Source organism: Geodermatophilus sp. DSM 44513 (assembly GCF_032460525.1).
GTDB lineage: Bacteria > Actinomycetota > Actinomycetes > Mycobacteriales > Geodermatophilaceae > Geodermatophilus.
Genome location: NZ_CP135963.1, coordinates 3,137,582 through 3,154,272, shown reverse-complemented (window position 1 = coordinate 3,154,272; position 16,691 = coordinate 3,137,582). Strand labels below are relative to the sequence as shown.

20 protein-coding genes are annotated in these 16,691 nt (G+C 74.4%); 10 read left to right on the top strand and 10 right to left on the bottom strand.

What is annotated here, in order from left to right; genetic code table 11:
* The first annotated feature begins 81 nt into the window (after positions 1-81).
* Genes RTG05_RS15315 through RTG05_RS15295 form a run of 5 tightly spaced genes read left to right on the top strand, consistent with a single transcriptional unit; the run spans position 82 to position 3,797 of the window.
* Positions 82-996: an AAA family ATPase gene (locus RTG05_RS15315; RefSeq protein ID WP_166525832.1), complete on the top strand. Its 915-nt coding sequence runs from the start codon at positions 82-84 to the stop codon at positions 994-996.
* On the top strand, positions 993-1,478 hold the full coding sequence (locus RTG05_RS15310) for a CBASS system Cap8 protein (RefSeq protein WP_166525831.1): 486 nt from the start codon (positions 993-995) through the stop codon (positions 1,476-1,478). The genes RTG05_RS15315 and RTG05_RS15310 overlap by 4 nt, the downstream gene beginning before the upstream one ends.
* Complete coding sequence (locus RTG05_RS15305; protein ID WP_166525830.1) at positions 1,478-1,996, top strand: HORMA domain containing protein; 519 nt, start codon at positions 1,478-1,480, stop codon at positions 1,994-1,996. The genes RTG05_RS15310 and RTG05_RS15305 overlap by 1 nt, the downstream gene beginning before the upstream one ends.
* Complete coding sequence (locus RTG05_RS15300; protein WP_166525829.1) at positions 1,993-2,877, top strand: CBASS oligonucleotide cyclase; 885 nt, start codon at positions 1,993-1,995, stop codon at positions 2,875-2,877. Before RTG05_RS15305 ends, RTG05_RS15300 begins: the two co-directional genes overlap by 4 nt.
* Positions 2,874-3,797, top strand: coding sequence for an S-4TM family putative pore-forming effector (locus tag RTG05_RS15295; protein WP_166525828.1), 924 nt, complete (start codon positions 2,874-2,876; stop codon positions 3,795-3,797). The genes RTG05_RS15300 and RTG05_RS15295 overlap by 4 nt, the downstream gene beginning before the upstream one ends.
* Positions 3,798-3,829: 32 nt before the next feature.
* Here the strand turns inward: RTG05_RS15295 and RTG05_RS15290 are convergent, their stop codons facing one another.
* The 4 genes from RTG05_RS15290 to RTG05_RS15275 form a co-directional block, all read right to left on the bottom strand.
* A complete protein-coding gene (locus RTG05_RS15290; protein WP_208104602.1) occupies positions 3,830-4,462 on the bottom strand; it encodes a helix-turn-helix domain-containing protein in 633 nt (210 codons plus the stop codon).
* A complete protein-coding gene (locus RTG05_RS15285) occupies positions 4,459-4,641 on the bottom strand; it encodes a hypothetical protein (RefSeq protein ID WP_166525827.1) in 183 nt (60 codons plus the stop codon). Before RTG05_RS15285 ends, RTG05_RS15290 begins: the two co-directional genes overlap by 4 nt.
* 148 nt (positions 4,642-4,789) lie before the next feature.
* On the bottom strand, positions 4,790-5,083 hold the full coding sequence (locus RTG05_RS15280; protein ID WP_166525826.1) for a hypothetical protein: 294 nt from the start codon (positions 5,081-5,083) through the stop codon (positions 4,790-4,792).
* The gene (locus RTG05_RS15275) at positions 5,083-5,583 is read right to left on the bottom strand and encodes a hypothetical protein (RefSeq protein ID WP_166525825.1); all 501 of its coding nucleotides are present in this window, start codon (positions 5,581-5,583) and stop codon (positions 5,083-5,085) included. Before RTG05_RS15275 ends, RTG05_RS15280 begins: the two co-directional genes overlap by 1 nt.
* A 180-nt stretch (positions 5,584-5,763) precedes the next feature.
* Between RTG05_RS15275 and RTG05_RS15270 the strand changes: the two genes are divergently transcribed.
* Positions 5,764-6,969 (top strand): MFS transporter, encoded by a 1,206-nt coding sequence (locus tag RTG05_RS15270; protein WP_166525824.1) that lies wholly within the window; start codon positions 5,764-5,766, stop codon positions 6,967-6,969.
* A gap of 10 nt (positions 6,970-6,979) precedes the next feature.
* Here RTG05_RS15270 and RTG05_RS15265 read toward each other — a convergent pair whose 3' ends face one another.
* On the bottom strand, positions 6,980-7,939 hold the full coding sequence (locus RTG05_RS15265) for a threonine/serine dehydratase (protein ID WP_315911931.1): 960 nt from the start codon (positions 7,937-7,939) through the stop codon (positions 6,980-6,982).
* Positions 7,940-8,182: 243 nt separating this feature from the next.
* Here RTG05_RS15265 and RTG05_RS15260 point away from each other — a divergent pair, with 243 nt between their 5' ends.
* Complete coding sequence (locus RTG05_RS15260) at positions 8,183-8,776, top strand: ClpP family protease (protein WP_166529190.1); 594 nt, start codon at positions 8,183-8,185, stop codon at positions 8,774-8,776.
* Positions 8,777-8,785: 9 nt separating this feature from the next.
* Here the strand turns inward: RTG05_RS15260 and RTG05_RS15255 are convergent, their stop codons facing one another.
* Together RTG05_RS15255 and RTG05_RS15250 are read right to left on the bottom strand one after the other, a co-directional pair.
* Positions 8,786-9,886 carry a glycerophosphodiester phosphodiesterase family protein gene (locus RTG05_RS15255; protein ID WP_208104601.1) on the bottom strand — a complete coding sequence of 367 codons (1,101 nt, stop codon included), beginning with the start codon at positions 9,884-9,886 and terminating at the stop codon, positions 8,786-8,788.
* Between the two features lie 119 nt (positions 9,887-10,005).
* Entirely contained in the window at positions 10,006-11,460 is a 1,455-nt protein-coding gene (locus tag RTG05_RS15250) for a MocR-like pyridoxine biosynthesis transcription factor PdxR (protein WP_315911929.1), read from the bottom strand.
* Between the two features lie 88 nt (positions 11,461-11,548).
* Here RTG05_RS15250 and RTG05_RS15245 point away from each other — a divergent pair, with 88 nt between their 5' ends.
* Positions 11,549-12,520 carry a DMT family transporter gene (locus tag RTG05_RS15245; RefSeq protein ID WP_315911928.1) on the top strand — a complete coding sequence of 324 codons (972 nt, stop codon included), beginning with the start codon at positions 11,549-11,551 and terminating at the stop codon, positions 12,518-12,520.
* Here the strand turns inward: RTG05_RS15245 and RTG05_RS15240 are convergent.
* Positions 12,426-13,493 carry a LacI family DNA-binding transcriptional regulator gene (locus tag RTG05_RS15240; RefSeq protein WP_208104600.1) on the bottom strand — a complete coding sequence of 356 codons (1,068 nt, stop codon included), beginning with the start codon at positions 13,491-13,493 and terminating at the stop codon, positions 12,426-12,428. The two genes, RTG05_RS15245 and RTG05_RS15240, sit on opposite strands and share 95 nt — an antisense overlap.
* A gap of 126 nt (positions 13,494-13,619) precedes the next feature.
* Between RTG05_RS15240 and RTG05_RS15235 the strand changes: the two genes are divergently transcribed.
* A complete protein-coding gene (locus RTG05_RS15235; RefSeq protein ID WP_315911927.1) occupies positions 13,620-14,810 on the top strand; it encodes an MFS transporter in 1,191 nt (396 codons plus the stop codon).
* A 24-nt stretch (positions 14,811-14,834) separates the two neighbouring features.
* Here the strand turns inward: RTG05_RS15235 and RTG05_RS15230 are convergent, their stop codons facing one another.
* The gene (locus RTG05_RS15230) at positions 14,835-15,260 is read right to left on the bottom strand and encodes a hypothetical protein (protein WP_166525822.1); all 426 of its coding nucleotides are present in this window, start codon (positions 15,258-15,260) and stop codon (positions 14,835-14,837) included.
* On the bottom strand, positions 15,257-15,499 hold the full coding sequence (locus RTG05_RS15225; protein ID WP_315911926.1) for a hypothetical protein: 243 nt from the start codon (positions 15,497-15,499) through the stop codon (positions 15,257-15,259). Before RTG05_RS15225 ends, RTG05_RS15230 begins: the two co-directional genes overlap by 4 nt.
* Before the next feature lie 148 nt (positions 15,500-15,647).
* Between RTG05_RS15225 and mgrA the strand changes: the two genes are divergently transcribed.
* The gene (gene mgrA, locus RTG05_RS15220) at positions 15,648-16,688 is read left to right on the top strand and encodes an L-glyceraldehyde 3-phosphate reductase (protein ID WP_315911925.1); all 1,041 of its coding nucleotides are present in this window, start codon (positions 15,648-15,650) and stop codon (positions 16,686-16,688) included.
* Positions 16,689-16,691: the final 3 nt, after the last annotated feature.

Here is a 16,691-nt window from a genome sequence, read left to right as displayed (position 1 = left end):
TCCTCACCGAGGGCCGAGTGCCGCCTGCCCAGGCCGGTACCGCCAAGCCGCCAGTCCTTCCCCTGCCCCCGGGAGGTCACCATGACCGCAGCACTCGCCCACGTTCCCCGCCAAATCCCCAATCCCGAAGCCACCCCCGGTCTCGCCGATGCTCGATTGCTCCCCGACGACGCGTTCCTCCGGGACTGGGACGCGATCATCCTCGGCGACGACGTCAAGGAGCGCCTCGTTCGGCAGGCCGCCGCCGCTGTGCGAATCCGGAGCGAGGTCGCCTTCACGGACGTTCCTCTGCACGGGGTCGTACTGCTGAGCGGTCCGCCCGGAGTGGGGAAGACCACCCTGGCGCGCGGTCTGGCTGACCGAGTGGCCCGATCCATCAGGCTCGCCGGCCGGCCGCCGTGGGCCTTCCTCGAGGTCGACCCGCATGCCCTCGCGAGTTCGGCACTCGGCAAGAGCCAGAAGAGCGTCCATCAGCTCTTCAACGTCGTCATCGCTGAACAAGCAGAGATGGGCCCGACTGTCGTCCTGCTGGACGAGGTGGAGACGCTGTTCACTGACCGCTCCCAGCTGTCGATGGACGCCAACCCCATCGACGTGCACCGGGCCGTCGATGCTGGCCTGGTTGCCCTCGACGCGCTTGCCCGCAGACATCCCGACTTGCTGCTGTTGGCCACGACCAACTACGCCGAGGCCCTGGACCCGGCGCTAGCGTCGCGTGCCGACCTGTTGGTCCAGGTGCCGCTGCCCGACCTCGCTGCTCGCCGGGTCATCCTCGGTCACACCCTTGCTGCGCTCGCAGCGGCGTTCCCTGCGTCGCCTGAGCTGACCTCCCCTCGGACGCTGCAGGCCGCTGCCGAGGCGAGCGATGAGCTCGACGGTCGCAAGCTGCGCAAAGCCGTGGCCGAGGCTTGCGCCTACGACCCGATGGCCGGGGGGCATCCCGGGCGACTGACCGTGGAGGCGCTGCTGGCGACGCTGCGAGGGGTGCAGCGGTGACCGTCCTGGCCCGCCGCGTAGCCAGCATCCCGGCGCGGACTGCGGGCGACACCTGGCGGCTCATCGTCGATCTCCTCGCCCCCTCTGGCACCACCGCGCACACCACGCTCGCGGCGGCGGCCAACGTGGCGAGTCTGCTGATCGCAGAGGAGTACACGGCGACGGGTCCAATCGTCGTCGTTCCCGCGACAGGCCCCCGGGTACGCATCTACACCGTCCACGGCGAGTCCGCGGTTGACGATGATCTTAATGAGACCGCCCTACCGGTGCATCCCACCCACGCGCCCGGCTGGACCCTATCCCTGCCCTGCGGCCCTGACGACCTCGCCGCTGCGCAGCAGGCGCTCGCTGGTGCCCCCGGGGTCACCGTCCGAGCCCTCGACGCCGGAGTCGGCGGGGAGCTCGCCAAGCCCATCGGCGCCGCGGCTGCCTCCCCCCGCGAGCTCGGGGGGATCGTCATCGACCTCAACGGGGGGTTCTGATGAGCACCAGGGTCAGCGTCTCGACCTACACGCACGCCACGACGTTCGTGGCCAACAACCTGCTCCGGAGCATCAAGCGGCTCGTCACCGGCGCCGGTCTGCCGGCCGACAACCTGATCGGCAACTGGGAGGTCATGGAGCGCGGCGTCGCGACGTGGCTCGGCACTGGCCACCTGTCCGCTTTGGTCCTGGAAATCTACACCGCTGGATCCGCCGTCCCGCGTGGACTGGTGGCCCGGTTCGACTTCACGATCGACTACGGGTACTCACCCGATGGTGACGGTGACCTCTGGCTCGACAGCGACGCTGTGGCCTTCGCCCTGAAGAAGGCTGGAGTGAGCGCAGTCCGCTGCAACTACCGCGTGGTAGCAGATGCCGCGTTTGGCTACCCCGCCGTCGACGGGTGGAGCGACACCACGCTGCGGAGCACAACCGGGTTCACGCGGCACTCCCTCGGCACCTCGATCACCGGAGGGGCGCTCGGCGCAGATCTCAGCTACTACGGGAGAACAGCGTGATCAGCGTCAACGAGGCGTTCACCAAGTTCCGTAGCCGCCTTGAGGCCACGCAGGGCGAGGAGACGAACGCCAGCCGGCGCCAACAGCGCATCCGCGCCCACCTCGACGCGTCTGATCTTGCCATTAGTCGTGACTTCCTCAGCGGTTCGTACCGACGGGAGACGAAGACCAAGCCGCTCCGCGACGTTGACATCTTCGTAGTCCTGGAAGACCGCACCTACCTGAGCAAGCACCCACGCCGGGTGCTTGACGTCGTTCATGGTGTTCTCGAGCCGCACTACCCGGGTCGCACACACACAGACCGGCTTGCCGTACGCATCGACTTCGGCGCCCAGGTTGTCGACGACACAACGGACGAGGTCATGAGCTTTGACGTCGTCCCGGCATTCGACGACCGCGGCGCCTACCTCATCCCCGACGACTTCACAGGAAAGTGGATCCGGACGGATCCGACGGTGCACGCGAGCAAGGCGACCCAGGCCAACAAGGACTACGGCGGGAACTGGAAGCCCCTCGTCAAGATGTTGAAGAAGTGGAACGAGCAGGCGGGGAGCCCGGTCCAGCCCTCGTTTCTCATCGAGGTCATGGCTCTGGGCATCCTGTCCGGCACCTGGGGCGGAACCTACTCCCGTGAACTGCGCGGCTTCTTCGCTGAGGCGGCCCGTCGCATCGACGAGGTCTGGCCCGATCCCGCCGGTGTCGGTCCCGACGTCAGCGACGAGCTTGATGCCGATCCGACCAATATGGCGACGGCTCGAGCGGCCCTCCTCTCCGCCGAGAAGAGCTGCACCCGGGCCCTCATGCTGGACCAGCAGGGCAAGACCGGCGACGCCCTGGCCGCCTGGCGGCGCCTGCTCGGACCGCTGTTCGCCAAGTCGTGACCGGTCGCCCCCCTGCGGTCGGCCCCGCCGCTGTCGGCCAGCTGAGCGACCTGACGTTGCGGCAGAACGAGCCCCCGCATCTTGAGCGCCTGCGTGCGTACAGCTACCGCTACAAGGTCGCGCAGCGTTGGCGGATCGCGCGCCTAGCGGGAACCCTGGCGTTCGCGGGCGTCGCGCCGTTCCTCTCACTGGGGGCTGGGCGTGATGAGGCCGATCTCATCGCCGCCGTATCGGCCGGGTGGCTGGTCATTGGCCGCACCCTGCTGCAGCGCCTGGAGCGTGCGCACTACAGCCGCGCGGTTGCCATGCATGAGCTCTACGACGTCAAGCTGTTCGGCTTGGACTGGAACGAGCCACTGTGTGGAAATCGTCCGCTGACCGTCGACATGACGACCGACGCGGGTCATCTTCCCCTCAACGAACGCCGCGAGAGGCATTACACCACCTGGTTCACCATCGATCTCACCGGTGTGCCGTATCCAACGGATGTCCTGTTGTGCCAGCGACAAGCTCTGTCCTGGTCTCGGAAGGACCGGCAGGCTTACGCTGTCTTTCTGCTGGCGACGGAGACGGTGTGGCTCCTCGTTGGCGTTTTCGTCGCTGTCCTTCAGGACTTGCTACTGGCGGAGTACCTGGTGGCGATCTTCTTGCCCTGCGCACCGGCCTTCCTTGATGCGACGGAGCTTGCGTTCGACCACTTGCAGAGCGCGAGGACGGGCGAGACGGTCGAGCGACGTGTGGAGCGCTCCGTCGAGGAAACTCGACATGATCCCAAGCTGGCGACGCTGGACCTCTGTCGCAGCTTCCAGGATTCCGTCTTTCTGACCCGCTCAAGCGCGGCGCGTGTCCCCAGCTGGTTCTACCGCGTGCGCCGCGCTCGCTCTGACCGCAGCACGCGAGCGGCGGCAGCGGCCGCCTGACGAGGCGCCGTGGGCGTCCTGCGGCAACCCTGTCACCGAGTACGAAGGTCCAGGGACGCGGCGACCCCCGGGGTGCAGACCGGACCGGCTCCGTCATCGGCAACAAGGCCGCGACGCAGGAGCGCCGGGAGGATGAACTCGCGGTCGGGCTTGGACAGCTTCCGGCGGACGTCCTCGCCACGGTGGATACGGCGCAGCGGCCGGGCCTCCGCGAGGGTGAGGGGCCGGGCCGCGGCCACCGCGTGGGGCGTGGGCACGTGCGAGACGAGCGAGACCTCGTCGTGGTGCCGGGCGACGTCCAAGCCGGCACCCGACAAGGGCGCACCGAGCGCGCTGACCGCAGTTGCGACGTCGTCCACCGTTGCGTCCCGCGTGGCCGCGAGGGTGGTCATGGTGGTGTGCCCGTGGGCCAGTAGTGCGGCACCAACTGCTGCGGTGAGGTCCACACCGTCGTCGGTTCCCTCGTCCTGACGGAGCAGCTGACCCACCGGCGCACCGAGGACGTGGCTGAGGCGTTCGAGGACGCGCAGGGGGAGGTCGCCGGCGTCGGCGCCGTCCTCCAGCCGTTTCACGGTGAGCGGGTCGACGCCGATCGCGGCGGCCAGGCGGCGCTGGGAGAGGCCGCGGTCGGCGCGTAGGCGGCGCAGTGCGTCCGGGTCGATCACGGGAGAGCCTCCACGGTGATGCCGAGCGCGCGCAGGACACCCCCGGTGTGGTCGCGGGTGCGTTCCGCCCGGCGGCCGAAGCCGATGATGAGCGGCGCGTTGTCGGCCGCGAGCAACTTCCAGGCGGCGTGGCTGCGGCGCTGCGCGACGAGATCGTCGTGCTGCTGCACCACCGTCATGCCTTACCCGTCCCCTTGTCCGCGGGCCTCCCCGCGCTGCTGTGTGTCTGCGTAGTGTGTCGTCACCCTGTGACAGAACCGACAGGTCGTCGGCGCCGGTCCCGGCCAACACGCCGCATCCGTTAGCCACGCGGCTACTCGCGCCGCGTCACGTCGGCGGCGTCCTCGGCCGGTCGAGCAGCTCCCGCAGCTCCCGCAGCTGCTCATGCGAGAGCCGGCCGTCCTCAAGCAACTGCCGCACCGCACCCAGCACGATTCGAGTGCTCGCCTCCTCATCCAGGTGCCGCTGCTCGGCCCGGCGCCGGTTTCGCTCGTCCTCCACCTGGGCGGCCCAGGCGGTCGCGTCCTCCAGCGTGTCCTTCGTCGTGGTGGTTCGGTGGCCGTCGTCGAGCAGCACCGCGGCCTGGAAGCGGCCCGACGGCAGCCGGCGAATCGAGGCCATCAGCCCTCGCTGGGCATCCGGGACTGGGCGCCGTCGGCGGCGACGTGCTCACCGGTCCCAGGGTCGAACACCGGCGCACCGGCCGCGGCGGCGGACTGGCGCAGCGCCTCCTCACGGTCGTCGGCGTCCATCCCGGACAGCACGTTGAGGTGCTTGGGCAGGTCCTCCCGCTGGTTGGGGTTGCGGACGGCGCTGCCCTGCATGACGGGCAGGTGCAGCTCGGTCAGCCAATGCATCAGGTAGCCGATGAGGAAGTGCTTCTGCAGCTCGCACATGTCGTGGTCGAACCCGCCCGCGTCGTTGCGGTGCCCGTCGATGTCGAGGTATAGGTGCCGCGGCTTGCCCGCGTGCTCGACGGCCGCCTTCTTCACGGTCTGGAAGATCATGTCGGCGGCGGTGTCGAAGTCCTCGGTTGCGAACACCCGGTGGTACAGGGCGATGACCTTGTCCGACTCCGACGTGCTCGTCCCGGCGGGCTTGACCTTGCGGTGGTTGCTCATGGATCACAGCATAGCGCGTGCGCAGCGCATGCGCAGTTAGCCACCCGGTCAGGTGACAGCTGGGCCATCGACAGCTGACAGCGAGGTCCACCGGCACGTCCTGCGGTCCCCCGCAGGGCGTGCCGGTGGGCCGCCCGGCCTTCGGCGGACGCGCACCGCCACCGTGCGAGCATCCGGGGTGTGCTGTGGCGGGGGCGGAGCGAGCTGCCCCGCGAGGTCGGCATCCTGGCCGTCGTCGCCTTCGTGGTCGCCCTCGGCTTCGGCATCGTCGCCCCCGCCATCCCGCTCTACGTCCGGGACTTCGGCGTCGGCACCACGGCCGTCGGGCTGGCCGTCAGCGCCTTCGCGTTCTTCCGGTTCGTCTCGGCCTTCGGCGGCGGCTCGCTGGTCGAGCGGTTCGGCGAGCGGACGGTGCTGTCGGCCGGACTGACCATCGTGGCGGTCACCACCGGCCTGGCCGGCCTGGCGACGGGCTTCCCGCTGTTCCTCGCCCTGCGCGCCGCCGGTGGCGTGGGCAGCGCCATGTTCACCGTCGCCGCGCTGTCCCTGCTGCTGCGGGTGGCGCCGCCGTCGCACCGCGGCCGGGCCGCCGCCACCTGGCAGGGCGGGTTCATCCTCGGTGGGATCGCCGGTCCTGCGGCCGGCGGGCTGCTCGCCGAGCTCTCCCCGCGCCTGCCGTTCTTCCTCTACGCCGGTTTCCTGCTGCTGGCCGGATCGGTGGCGATGGTGCTGCTGCGCCCCTCGGCCACCCGCCGGGAGCAGGCCGCCGGGACGGCGTCGGGGCCCGAACCCGACCCCGTCCCGCTGGGCACGGCGCTGCGGTCGCGGGTGTACCTGGCCGCGCTGGTCGCCAACCTCGGCGTGGGCTGGGTCCTGTTCGGCGTCCGCAACTCCCTGGTGCCGCTGTACGTGACCGAGGAGCTGGGCCGCACCGTCGCCTGGGCCGGCGCCGGGCTGCTGGCCGGCTCGGTGGCCCAGGCCCTGGGCCTGCTGCGCTCCGGCGCGCTCGCCGACACCTGGGGACGGCGACCGGCGCTGGTCCTCGGCGCCTCACTGGCCACCGCGTCGACCGCCGCGCTCGTCGCACCGCCTGCCCTGTGGGTGTTCCTGCTGTCGATGGCGGCCTTCGGGCTGGGCGCGTCCTTCCTGGCCAGCGTGCCGGCCGCGCTGGTCGCCGACGTCAGCCCCGCGCGCGGCGGCCGGGTGGTGGCGGTGTTCCAGATGTCGGCCGACCTGGGCGCCATCGTCGGGCCGCTGGCCGCCGGCTGGCTGACCGACGTCGCGTCCTACCAGGTGGCCTTCGCGGTCACCACCGGCGTGCTGGCCGCCGGGCTGCTCGCCGCACTCGCCCTCCCGCGCGCCGGGCGGCCGGCGGCCGGCGGGTAGCGCCGGCCCGTCAGCGCAGCGGCGCCTCGGGGGTCAGGTCGGCCACCGCGGTGTTCGCCCCGCACAGCACCGCCACCACGCGCTCGCCCGGCTCGGGCCGGTAGGCGCCGCAGCGCAGCGCCGCCACCACGCTCGCCGCGCCGTGCTCGACGACCAGCCGGTGGTCCTCCCACAGGGACAGCCGGGCGGCCACCACGTCGGCGTCGTCCACCAGCACCGACCCGGCGCCGGTGCGCCCGGCCACCGCCCAGGCGACGGCCCCCAGCCGGGTCGCACCCAGGGAGTCCGCCGCGACGCCGGACACCGGCACGTCGACCGGCTCCCCGGCGGCCAGGGCGGCGGCGAACGTGCCGACGGTGCGCGGCTCGACGCCGACCACCCGCGCCCGGCCCTCCAGCGCGGCCGCCACCCCGGCCATCAGCCCGCCGCCGCCGACCGCCACGAGCACGGTGTCGACCCCGCCGTCCACCTGGTCGAGCAGCTCCAGGGCCAGCGTGCCCTGCCCGGCGCAGACCTCCGGCTGGTCGTAGGCGTGGCAGAACAGCGCCCCGGTCCGCTCCGCGTCGGCGACGGCGGCCTCGTAGGCCAGCGCGTAGCGGTCCCCGACCCCGACGACGTCGGCGCCGAGCTCCCGCAGCCGGGCGACCTTCACCGCGGGCGCCGTCGTCGGCACGTACACCCGGGCGGCCGCGCCCTGCCGGGCCGCGGCGTACGCCACCGCCAGCCCGGCGTTGCCCCCCGACGCGGCCACCACCCCCGCCGGGCCCAGCTCGCCGCGCCCGGCCGCGGCCAGCACCCGGTTGAGCGCGCCGCGGGCCTTGAAGGACCCGGTGTGCTGCAGCTGCTCCAGCTTGAGCAGCACCGGGGTGTCCGGGGTGAGGTCGCCGGCGGCCACCGCGGTGACCGGCGTCCGGCGCACCAGCCCCGCGGTCCGCTCCCGGGCCGCCTCGACGTCGTCCCTCGTGATCACGTCCTCCACCGTAGGGACGTCGTGCCGCAGCTGCCGAGGCCGGGATCCGCGCCACTCCCGACCGGCGACCGGGAGTCGGTGTCAACGCATTCCGCCGAGAGCGTGAGAATTGCGCGGAAAGCGGAACGACGCCATTCCGGCGTGCTTCCCGAGAATGGCGCTGATCTACTCCGGTCGACCGATCGACCCGTCTCCGGAGAGGCCGCGACCATGCGCACCACACCCACGCCGACCACCCCCGACATGCGCGCGGCCGGTGGCCACGCCTCCCTGACCGACGCCGTCTTCGACCGGCTGCTGCGCGAGCGCATCGTCTTCCTGGACCGCCAGGTCGACGACGACGTGGCCAACCAGCTGTGCGCGCAGATGCTGCTGCTGGCCGCCGACGACGCGCGCAGCGACATCCACCTGTACATCAACTCGCCGGGCGGCTCGGTGAGCGCGGGCATGGCCGTCTACGACACGATGCAGTTCCTCGACTGCGACGTGGCGACCTACTCCGTCGGGATGGCCGCCTCGATGGGGCAGTTCCTGCTCACCGCCGGCACGGCCGGCAAGCGGTTCTCGCTGCCGCACACGCGGATCATGATGCACCAGGCCTCGGCCGGGGTCGGCGGGACGGAGTCCGACATCGCCATCCAGGCCGACATGCTCCGGCGGCTCAAGCGGGAGGTGAACGAGCTGCAGGCGCAGCACTCCGGGCGCAGCGTCGAGCAGATCGAGCGCGACTCCGACCGCGACCGGTGGTTCACCCCCGAGGAGGCCCGCGAGTACGGCCTGGTCGACCACGTCGTCGCCACGGCCGCGGCCCTGCCGACCCCCGGGCCGGTCAGGTGACGGGGCCGGTCAGCCCCGGTCGGGGTAGCGCTTCGGCAGCCGGAAGCCGTTGGCGGCCAGCACCTCGCGCAGCAGGTCGGGCCGGTCGGTGATCAGCCCGTCCACCCCGATGTCGATCAGCGACTGCATGGTGGCCGCGTCGTTGACCGTCCACGGGATCACCGCCATGCCGGCGGCGTGCGCGTCCTCGACCACCTCGCGCGTGGTGAACGGGACGTAGCCGGGCTGGCCGACGCCGCCGTTCTGCGGGTCGCCGTGCACCGGGGAGACCGCGTCGGCGCCGAAGGAGTCGGCCGCGGCCACCCAGTCGCCGCCGAAGTCGTCGACGTCGATGCCGCCCAGCCACGGCGAGGCGCCGGGCTGGCCGGCCTGCAGGAACTGCTGGCCGTTGGTCAGCGCGACGATCGGCAGCTCGGGCGCCACCTCGCGCACCAGCATCAGCGCGCCCCAGTCGAAGGACTGGACGCTCACCTGGTCCAGCAGCCCGGCCTCGCGCACCTCGCGGGTGACCACCTCGACGAACTGGGCGCGGGGCGCGGTCTGCTCCGGGGCGCCGGCCTCCACCTTGGTCTCCACGTTGAGGCCGACCCGGTGCGCGCGGCGGTCCCGCACGAGGTCGAACACCTCCGACAGCAGCGGCATCCGCGCGCCCGGGCTGGCCTGCTGCCCGGGGTACTGCGGCAGGGTCAGCGACCCGCAGTCGATGGTCTGCACCTGGGCGAGGGTCAGGTCCTTCACGTACCGGACGCCGGGGACGTAGGGGTACTCCGGGTCGCCGGGGAACGCCGGGCCGGTGTCCACGCACTTGGCCGGGTTGAGATCGCGGTCGTGGGTGACCACCGCGTGCCCGTCCTCGGTGATCTGCACGTCCAGCTCCAGGGTGCTCACCCCGAGCTCCAGCGCGCGGTCGAACGCGGCCAGGGTGTTCTCCACCGTCAGCGCGATCCCCCCGCGGTGGGCCTGCAGGTCGAACCGCGCCGCCTCACGGTGGTCGCCCCCGGCCCGCTGCCCACCCCCGGCGGCGGCCGGGACGGCGGTCAGCGCCACCACTGCACCGGTGAGCGCGGCGAGGCCTGCGCACCACCGGGCCCTGCCCGTGGATCCGTACACGGCTGTGCTCCCGTTCCCTCGTCCTGCGGCCGACCCCGTCGGGTGCCCACGCTCACGGCCGGAGCTGGCCCGCGGGCGTACGGCAGGTGACCGGCCGGCCAAGACCCGCCCAGCGACGGCTACCCACCCGGGGCGGCCAGGACCCGGCCCAGCCGGGCGCCGCCCACGGCCCGGCCCAGCCGGGCGACGGCCTCGGTGAGCCGGTCGGGGGTGTGCGCGGCGTAGCCCAGGACCAGCCCGGGCGGGCCGGGCAGCCGGCGGTGCCAGGACAGCGGGTGCACCAGGACGCCGGCCTCCCGCGCCCGGGCAGCCAGCTCCACGTCGTCCGGGCCGCCGTCGGGGAAGGTGACCAGCAGGTGCAGCCCGGCCGCGGCCCCCTCCACCCGCGCCGACGGCAGGTGCCGGGCCAGCGCGGCCACCACGGCGTCGCGGCGGGCCCGCTGGCGGGTGCGGACCAGGCGCAGGTGCCGGTCGTGCGCGCCGCCGGCCAGCAGCTCGGCGAGCACCAGCTGCGGCAGCACCGGGCTGCCCAGGTCGCTGGCGTGCTTGGCCGCCACCAGGTCCGCGTGCAGCGCCGGCGGCGGGACCAGCCAGCCCAGCCGCATGCCCGGGGCCAACGTCTTGGACGTGCTGCCGGTGTGCACGACGTGCTCCGGGGCGCTGGCCTGCAGCGCGGGGACCGGGGCGCGGTCGTAGCGGTGCTCGGCGTCGTAGTCGTCCTCGACCACCAGGCCGTCGGCGGCCCGCGCCCAGGCCAGCAGCTCGCGGCGCCGGTGCGGGGCGAGCACCACCCCGGTGGGGAACTGGTGGGCCGGGGTGAGCACCGCCGCCCGGGCCGGCGTCGCCGCCAGCTCGGCCACCCGCAGACCGTCGTCGTCCACCGGCACCGGCAGCACCTCGAGCCCCCAGTGCGCCAGCTGGTCGCGGGCACCGCGCGAGCCCGGGTCCTCCATGGCGACCGTGGCCGCACCCCGCGCGCGGAGCACCTGCGCCACCAGGGCCAGCGACTGCGCGACCCCGGAGACGACGACGACCTGCCCGGCGTCCACCCGCAGGCCGCGGGTGCGGGCCAGCCGGGCGGCCAGCTCGGTGCGCAGCCGCGCGCTGCCGCGGGGGTCGCCGTAGCCGAGGTCGGCGGCGCCGGCGGTGGCCAGGACGGCCCGTTCGGCGCGCAGCCACGCCGCGCGGGGGAACGCCGCGAGGTCGGGCACGCCGGGGGAGAGGTCGACGTCGACACCGGCCGGCGTGCGCGCCGGAAGGAGTGGTCCGGTCGCGGCCGGGGCCACGACGGGCGCGGGCGGCGGGCCCGTCACGCTGCCCACGACCACGGTGCCGGCCCCGACGCGGGAGACCACCAGCCCCTCGTCGGCCAGCCGCCGGTAGGCCTCGACCACCACGCCGCGGGACACCCCGAGGTCCTGCGCCAGCGTCCGCGTGGGCGGCAGCACCGCGCCGGCGGCCAGGCGTCCCTCGGCGACGGCGCCGCGGACCTCCGCGACCAGCCAGGCGGTCAGCCCGCCCCGCGGTGCGGCCCGCCGGTGCAGCTGCAGGAAGTCCGTGCCCTCGCGCCCCATCGCCCCTCCTCGGTCCACTCGATCGGTCCACTCGGACGTGCCCGGATCGGACCTGCCCACCGGACCGGTCCGCGTCCAGGCTGACCGGGTGGTCAAGCCCCCCGCACCCCCTGTCCCGGGGGTCGCCCCGGTCGCGGCCGCGCTGCCGGGAGCGCTGGCGATGACCTTCGTCGGCGGCAGCGTGGCGGTCTCCGGCCTGCTGGCCGACGCCGCGCTGGCCACCACCCAGGCGCTGCGCTACGCCGTCGCCTGCCTGCTGCTGGTGGTCCTGGCCCGGTGCACCGGACGCCGCCTGGTGCGCCCGCGCGGCGCCGAGTGGCCCTGGCTGCTCGGCGTGGCGGTCGCCGGCCTGGTGCTGTTCAACGTGGCGCTGGTGCGCGGCGCCGGGCACGCCGAGCCTGCGGTGCTGGGCGTGGCCGTCGCCTGCGTGCCGGTCGTCCTCGCCCTGGTCGGCCCGGCCCTGGAGGGCCGCCGCCCGTCACCGGCCGTGCTGGCTGCGGCGGCGGTGGTGACCGCGGGTGCGGTGCTGGTGCAGGGCCTCGGGCGGGCCGACGCGGTCGGCCTGGCCTGGGCGCTGGTGGTCCTCGCCTGCGAGGCGGCCTTCACGCTGCTCGCCGTCCCGGTGCTGCGCCGGCACGGCCCGTGGGGCGTGTCGGTGCACGCGACCTGGCTGGCGGCCGCGGTCTTCGCCGTCCTCGGCGTCACGACCGAGGGCCCCGCGGCGGTCACCGGGCTGCGGGTGCCGCACCTGCTGGCCGCCGGCTACCTGGCCGTCGCGGTCACCGCGGCCGCCTTCGTGCTCTGGTACTCCACCGTCACCCGGCTGGGGGCCGGCCGCGCCGGGCTGCTCACCGGGCTGGCGCCCGTGGCCGCCGCCGGCACCGGGGTGCTCCTCGGCGGGCCGGCCCCGGCGCCGGCGGTCTGGGGAGGCATCGCGGTCGTCGGTGCCGGCCTCGTCCTCGGCCTCACCCCCGTCGGGCCGGCCCGGTGGTGGTGCCGACCGACAGGGAGACGTCGAGCACGGCGTCGGCCGGCCGCCGTCCGGCGAGCAGCTCGGTGACCGCCCGGCCGACGACGCGGCCCTTCTCGGTGGTCGGCTGGACGACGGTGGTCAGCCGCACCGGCGGCAGCCAGGGCAGGTCCACGCCGTCGAAGCCGGCCACGCTCACGTCCTCGGGCACCCGCAGGCCGAGGGACTCCGCGGCGCGCAGCACGCCGGCGGCCAGGATGTCGCTCTGCGCGACCACCGCCGTCGGCCGGTCCGCGGCCGGGACGTCGAGCAGTACCCGCCCGGCCGACTCGCCCTCCTCGACCGCGTTGGCCGCCGCCTCCCACACCGGTACCGGGCCCAGGACCTGCTCGACGCCGAGCATCCGCTCCCGCACGTCCAGGTAGTGCACCCGCGCGCGGCGCTCCGCGGTGACCGGGCCGCGGGTGCCGTCCAGGCGCAGCGGAAGCGCGACCACCGCCACCCGGTGGTGCCCCAGGTCGGCCAGGTGCCGGGTCAGCTCGGCGGTGCCCGGGCGGTCGTGGATGCCGACGAACACCACGTCGTCCACCCGTGGCCCGTCGACGGCGACGATCGGCACCTCCCGGCGACGCAGGTGCTCCAGGGCCGGGTCGTCCTCGAGCCCGCAGGTCGCGTAGACCACCGCGTCCAGCGGGACGTGCGCGAGCTGGGCCAGCGTCGGGCCGTGCCGGTCGGCGTCCCCGGGCAGCAGCAGCAGGCCGACGCCCAGCGGGCTGAGCACCTCGGTCACCCCGTCGAGCAGCTGCACCGCCACCGGGTCGCGGAAGGCGTAGGCCAGCCGCTCGCCGATCACCGCCCCGACGACCCCGCTGCGCCGGGAGCGCAGCGAGCGGGCGACCGGGTCCGGGCCGGCGTAGCCGAGCTCGGCGGCCGCGGCCAGCACCCGGTCCCGCGTCGCCGGCGCGACCCGCTCGGAGCCGGAGAAGACCAGCGACGCCGTCGACGGGGCCACCTCGGCCCGGGCGGCCACCGTGGCCAGCGTCGGGCGGGTCCGGTCGCTCACGGTCGGCGCGCTCCTCGTCGGGTCGGGTCCGCCGACGCTACGACCCTGCGGTCCCGCGGTCGAGGAAGCGATCATCGAATCGATTCGATAGAGTGACCGGGACGCCGGCACACGGAAGGACCCCTGGTGCACCTGACCTCCTCCACCGCCTCCGTCGAGCGCGCGCGGGTCGCCGTGGCCGTCGCCTTCGTCGTCAACGGGTTCGCCTTCGCCTCGTGGATCTCCCGGGTGCCCGCCGCCCGCGACGCGCTCGGCCTGTCGTCGGCGGGGCTGGGGCTGCTGCTGTTGTGCATCGCCGTCGGCTCTACCGTGGCGCTGCCGCTCACCGGCCCGGTGGTGCACCGGATCGGCCCGGCCCGCGGGGTGTCGGCCGGCGCGGTCGTGGCGGTGGCCGGCCTGCTGCTGCTGGCCCTCGGCCTGGGCTCCGGTCAGGTGCTCGCCGCCGGGGCCGGCCTGACGCTGGTCGGCGTGGGCGTCGGCGGCTGGGACGTCGCCATGAACATCGAGGGCGCGGCGGTCGAGCGGCGGCTGGACCGCGCGCTCATGCCGCGGCTGCACGCCGGGTTCAGCGTGGGCACCGTCGCCGGCGCGCTGCTCGGGGCGGGCGCGGCGGCGCTGGCCGTCCCGCTGGCCGCCCAGCTGGTGGTCACCGCGGTCCTGGCGCTGGGCGCGATCGCGGTCGCCACCCGGTCCTTCCTGCCCATGGAGCCGAGGACGGCGGAGGAACACGCGGCCGGGTCCGGGGTCGGGCGGGCCTGGCGGGAGCCGCGCACGCTGCTGGTCGGCCTGTCCACCCTCGCCTTCGCCTTCACCGAGGGCACCGCCAACGACTGGCTGGCGGTCGCCCTGGTCGACGGCCACGGGGTCGGCGAGGCTGCCGCGGCGGTCGGCTTCGCCGTCTTCGTCGCCGCGATGACCGCCGTCCGGGTGGTCGGCGGCACGCTGCTGGACCGCTTCGGCCGGGTGGTCGTGCTGCGCACCGGCGGGGTGACCGCGGTGCTCGGCCTGCTGCTGTTCGTCACCGCGCCGGCCGTGCCCCTCGCCCTGGTCGGGGCGGTGCTGTGGGGGGCGGGCGCGGCGCTGGGCTTCCCGGTCGGCATGAGCGCGGCCGCCGACGACCCGGCGCTGGCCGCCGCCCGGGTGTCGGTGGTCAGCTCCATCTCCTACACGGCGTTCCTCGCCGGCCCGCCGCTGATCGGGTTCGTCGCCGAGGTCACCGGGGTGCTGCAGGCGCTGCTGGTCGTCCTCGCCGTCCTGGCCGCCGGCCTGCTGGCCGCCGGGGCCACCCGGCCGCTGCGGACCGCCGACGCCGGGTAGCCGCCGGCGCCGGGCGGCCGGTGGTCAGCGCCGCCGGCGCCGGGCGGCCAGGACGACGAGGACGAGGGCGGCGCCGGCGAGGGTCCACCGGGCCGCGTCGCTGGACCGCAGCAGGCCCACCGTGTCGACGTGCACCCGCCGGGTGCCCCACAGCAGCCGGCCGACCGGTGAGTCGACGCCCGCGCCGACGACGGCGACGTCCCCGGTCGGTGCGGCCAGCACGCCGGTGAGGCCCTCGGTGGCCAGCCGGTCCGCGAGGCTCGCCACGCCCGCGCGCGGCGAGCCCACGCCGGCGGCCCGTGCCGCCGAGCGCAGCTGGTCGACCAGCCCGCGGACGTCGTCGGCGACCACCCGCACCCGCCCGCCGGAGGACTCCACCCGCACCGGGGCGCCGTCCACCTCGATCGAGAGGTCGGCGACCACCTGCAGGCGTCCGCCGTCCGGCGTCATCCCCGGCTGGCGTTCTCGGACGTGGTGATCCGCAGCGTGCCGTTGAGCCGCCAGGTCGCCCGCGGGGAGTCCGGGCCGGTCTGCCGCGGCACCTCGACGACCATGTCGACGAACTCGTAGTTGATCGCCGCGCCCTTGCCGGTCAGGTAGCTCCACATCTCCTTGCCGAGGTCGGCGAAGCTGGTGGACTCGTGGGACTTGATGTCGCGGCCGCCGGTCGCCGCGTCCCTGCTGGTCATGCTCGTCATCGAGGTGGCCTCGCTCTGCTCGGTGGCTGGCGGGGACGCCCGTCGCGCCCCCGGCCCAGCATGTGTCGCCGTCCCCGGCCGCGCCAGCCGACCGCGAGGTCCGGGTTGGCGCGCCGGGCGGCCGGGCAGGACACCCCCCATGGCCTTCTCCGCAGCCCCGGACCGCTACGACTCGATGACCTACCGGCGCACCGGCCGCAGCGGCCTGGACCTCCCCGCCGTCAGCCTGGGGCTGTGGCACAACTTCGGGGACGACGTCCCCCTCGACCGCCAGCGCGCCATCCTGCGCCGCGCCTTCGACCTCGGCGTCACCCACTTCGACCTGGCCAACAACTACGGCCCGCCCTACGGCAGCGCGGAGGTCAACTTCGGCCGGCACCTGCGGGACGACCTCCGGCCGTACCGCGACGAGCTGGTCATCTCCTCCAAGGCGGGCTACGACATGTGGCCGGGCCCCTACGGCCAGGGGGGCGGCGGGCGCAAGTACGTGCTGGCCAGCCTGGACCAGTCGCTGGCCCGGATGGGCCTGGAGTACGTCGACGTCTTCTACTCCCACCGGCCCGACCCGACCACGCCGCTGGAGGAGACCATGGGCGCGCTGCACACCGCCGTCCGGTCGGGGCGGGCGCTGTACGCCGGTATCTCCAGCTACTCCCCGGAGGACACCGCCCGGGCGGCGGAGATCCTGGCCGACCTCGGGACGCCGCTGCTGATCCACCAGCCCTCCTACTCGATGCTCAACCGCTGGGTGGAGACCGAGGGGCTGCTGGACACCCTCGAGGACGTCGGCGCCGGCTGCATCGCGTTCTCCCCGCTGGCCCAGGGGATGCTGACCGACAAGTACCTGGACGGCGTCCCGGAGGGCTCGCGCGCCAGCCAGGGCAAGTCCCTGTCCACCGACCTGCTCACCGAGACCGCCCTCGGCCACGTGCGGGCGCTCGACGACATCGCCGGCAAGCGGGGGCAGAGCCTGGCCCAGATGGCGCTGGCCTGGGCGCTGCGCGACCCGCGGGTGACCTCGGTGCTCATCGGCGCGAGCAGCGTGGCGCAGCTGGAGCAGAACGTCGCGGCGCTGGACCGGCTGGACTTCGCCGACGACGAGCTGGCGGCGATCGACGAGCACGCCGTCGACTCCGGCATCGACCTGTGGGAGGCCCCCCGGACGGCGGTCGGCGGGTAGGCC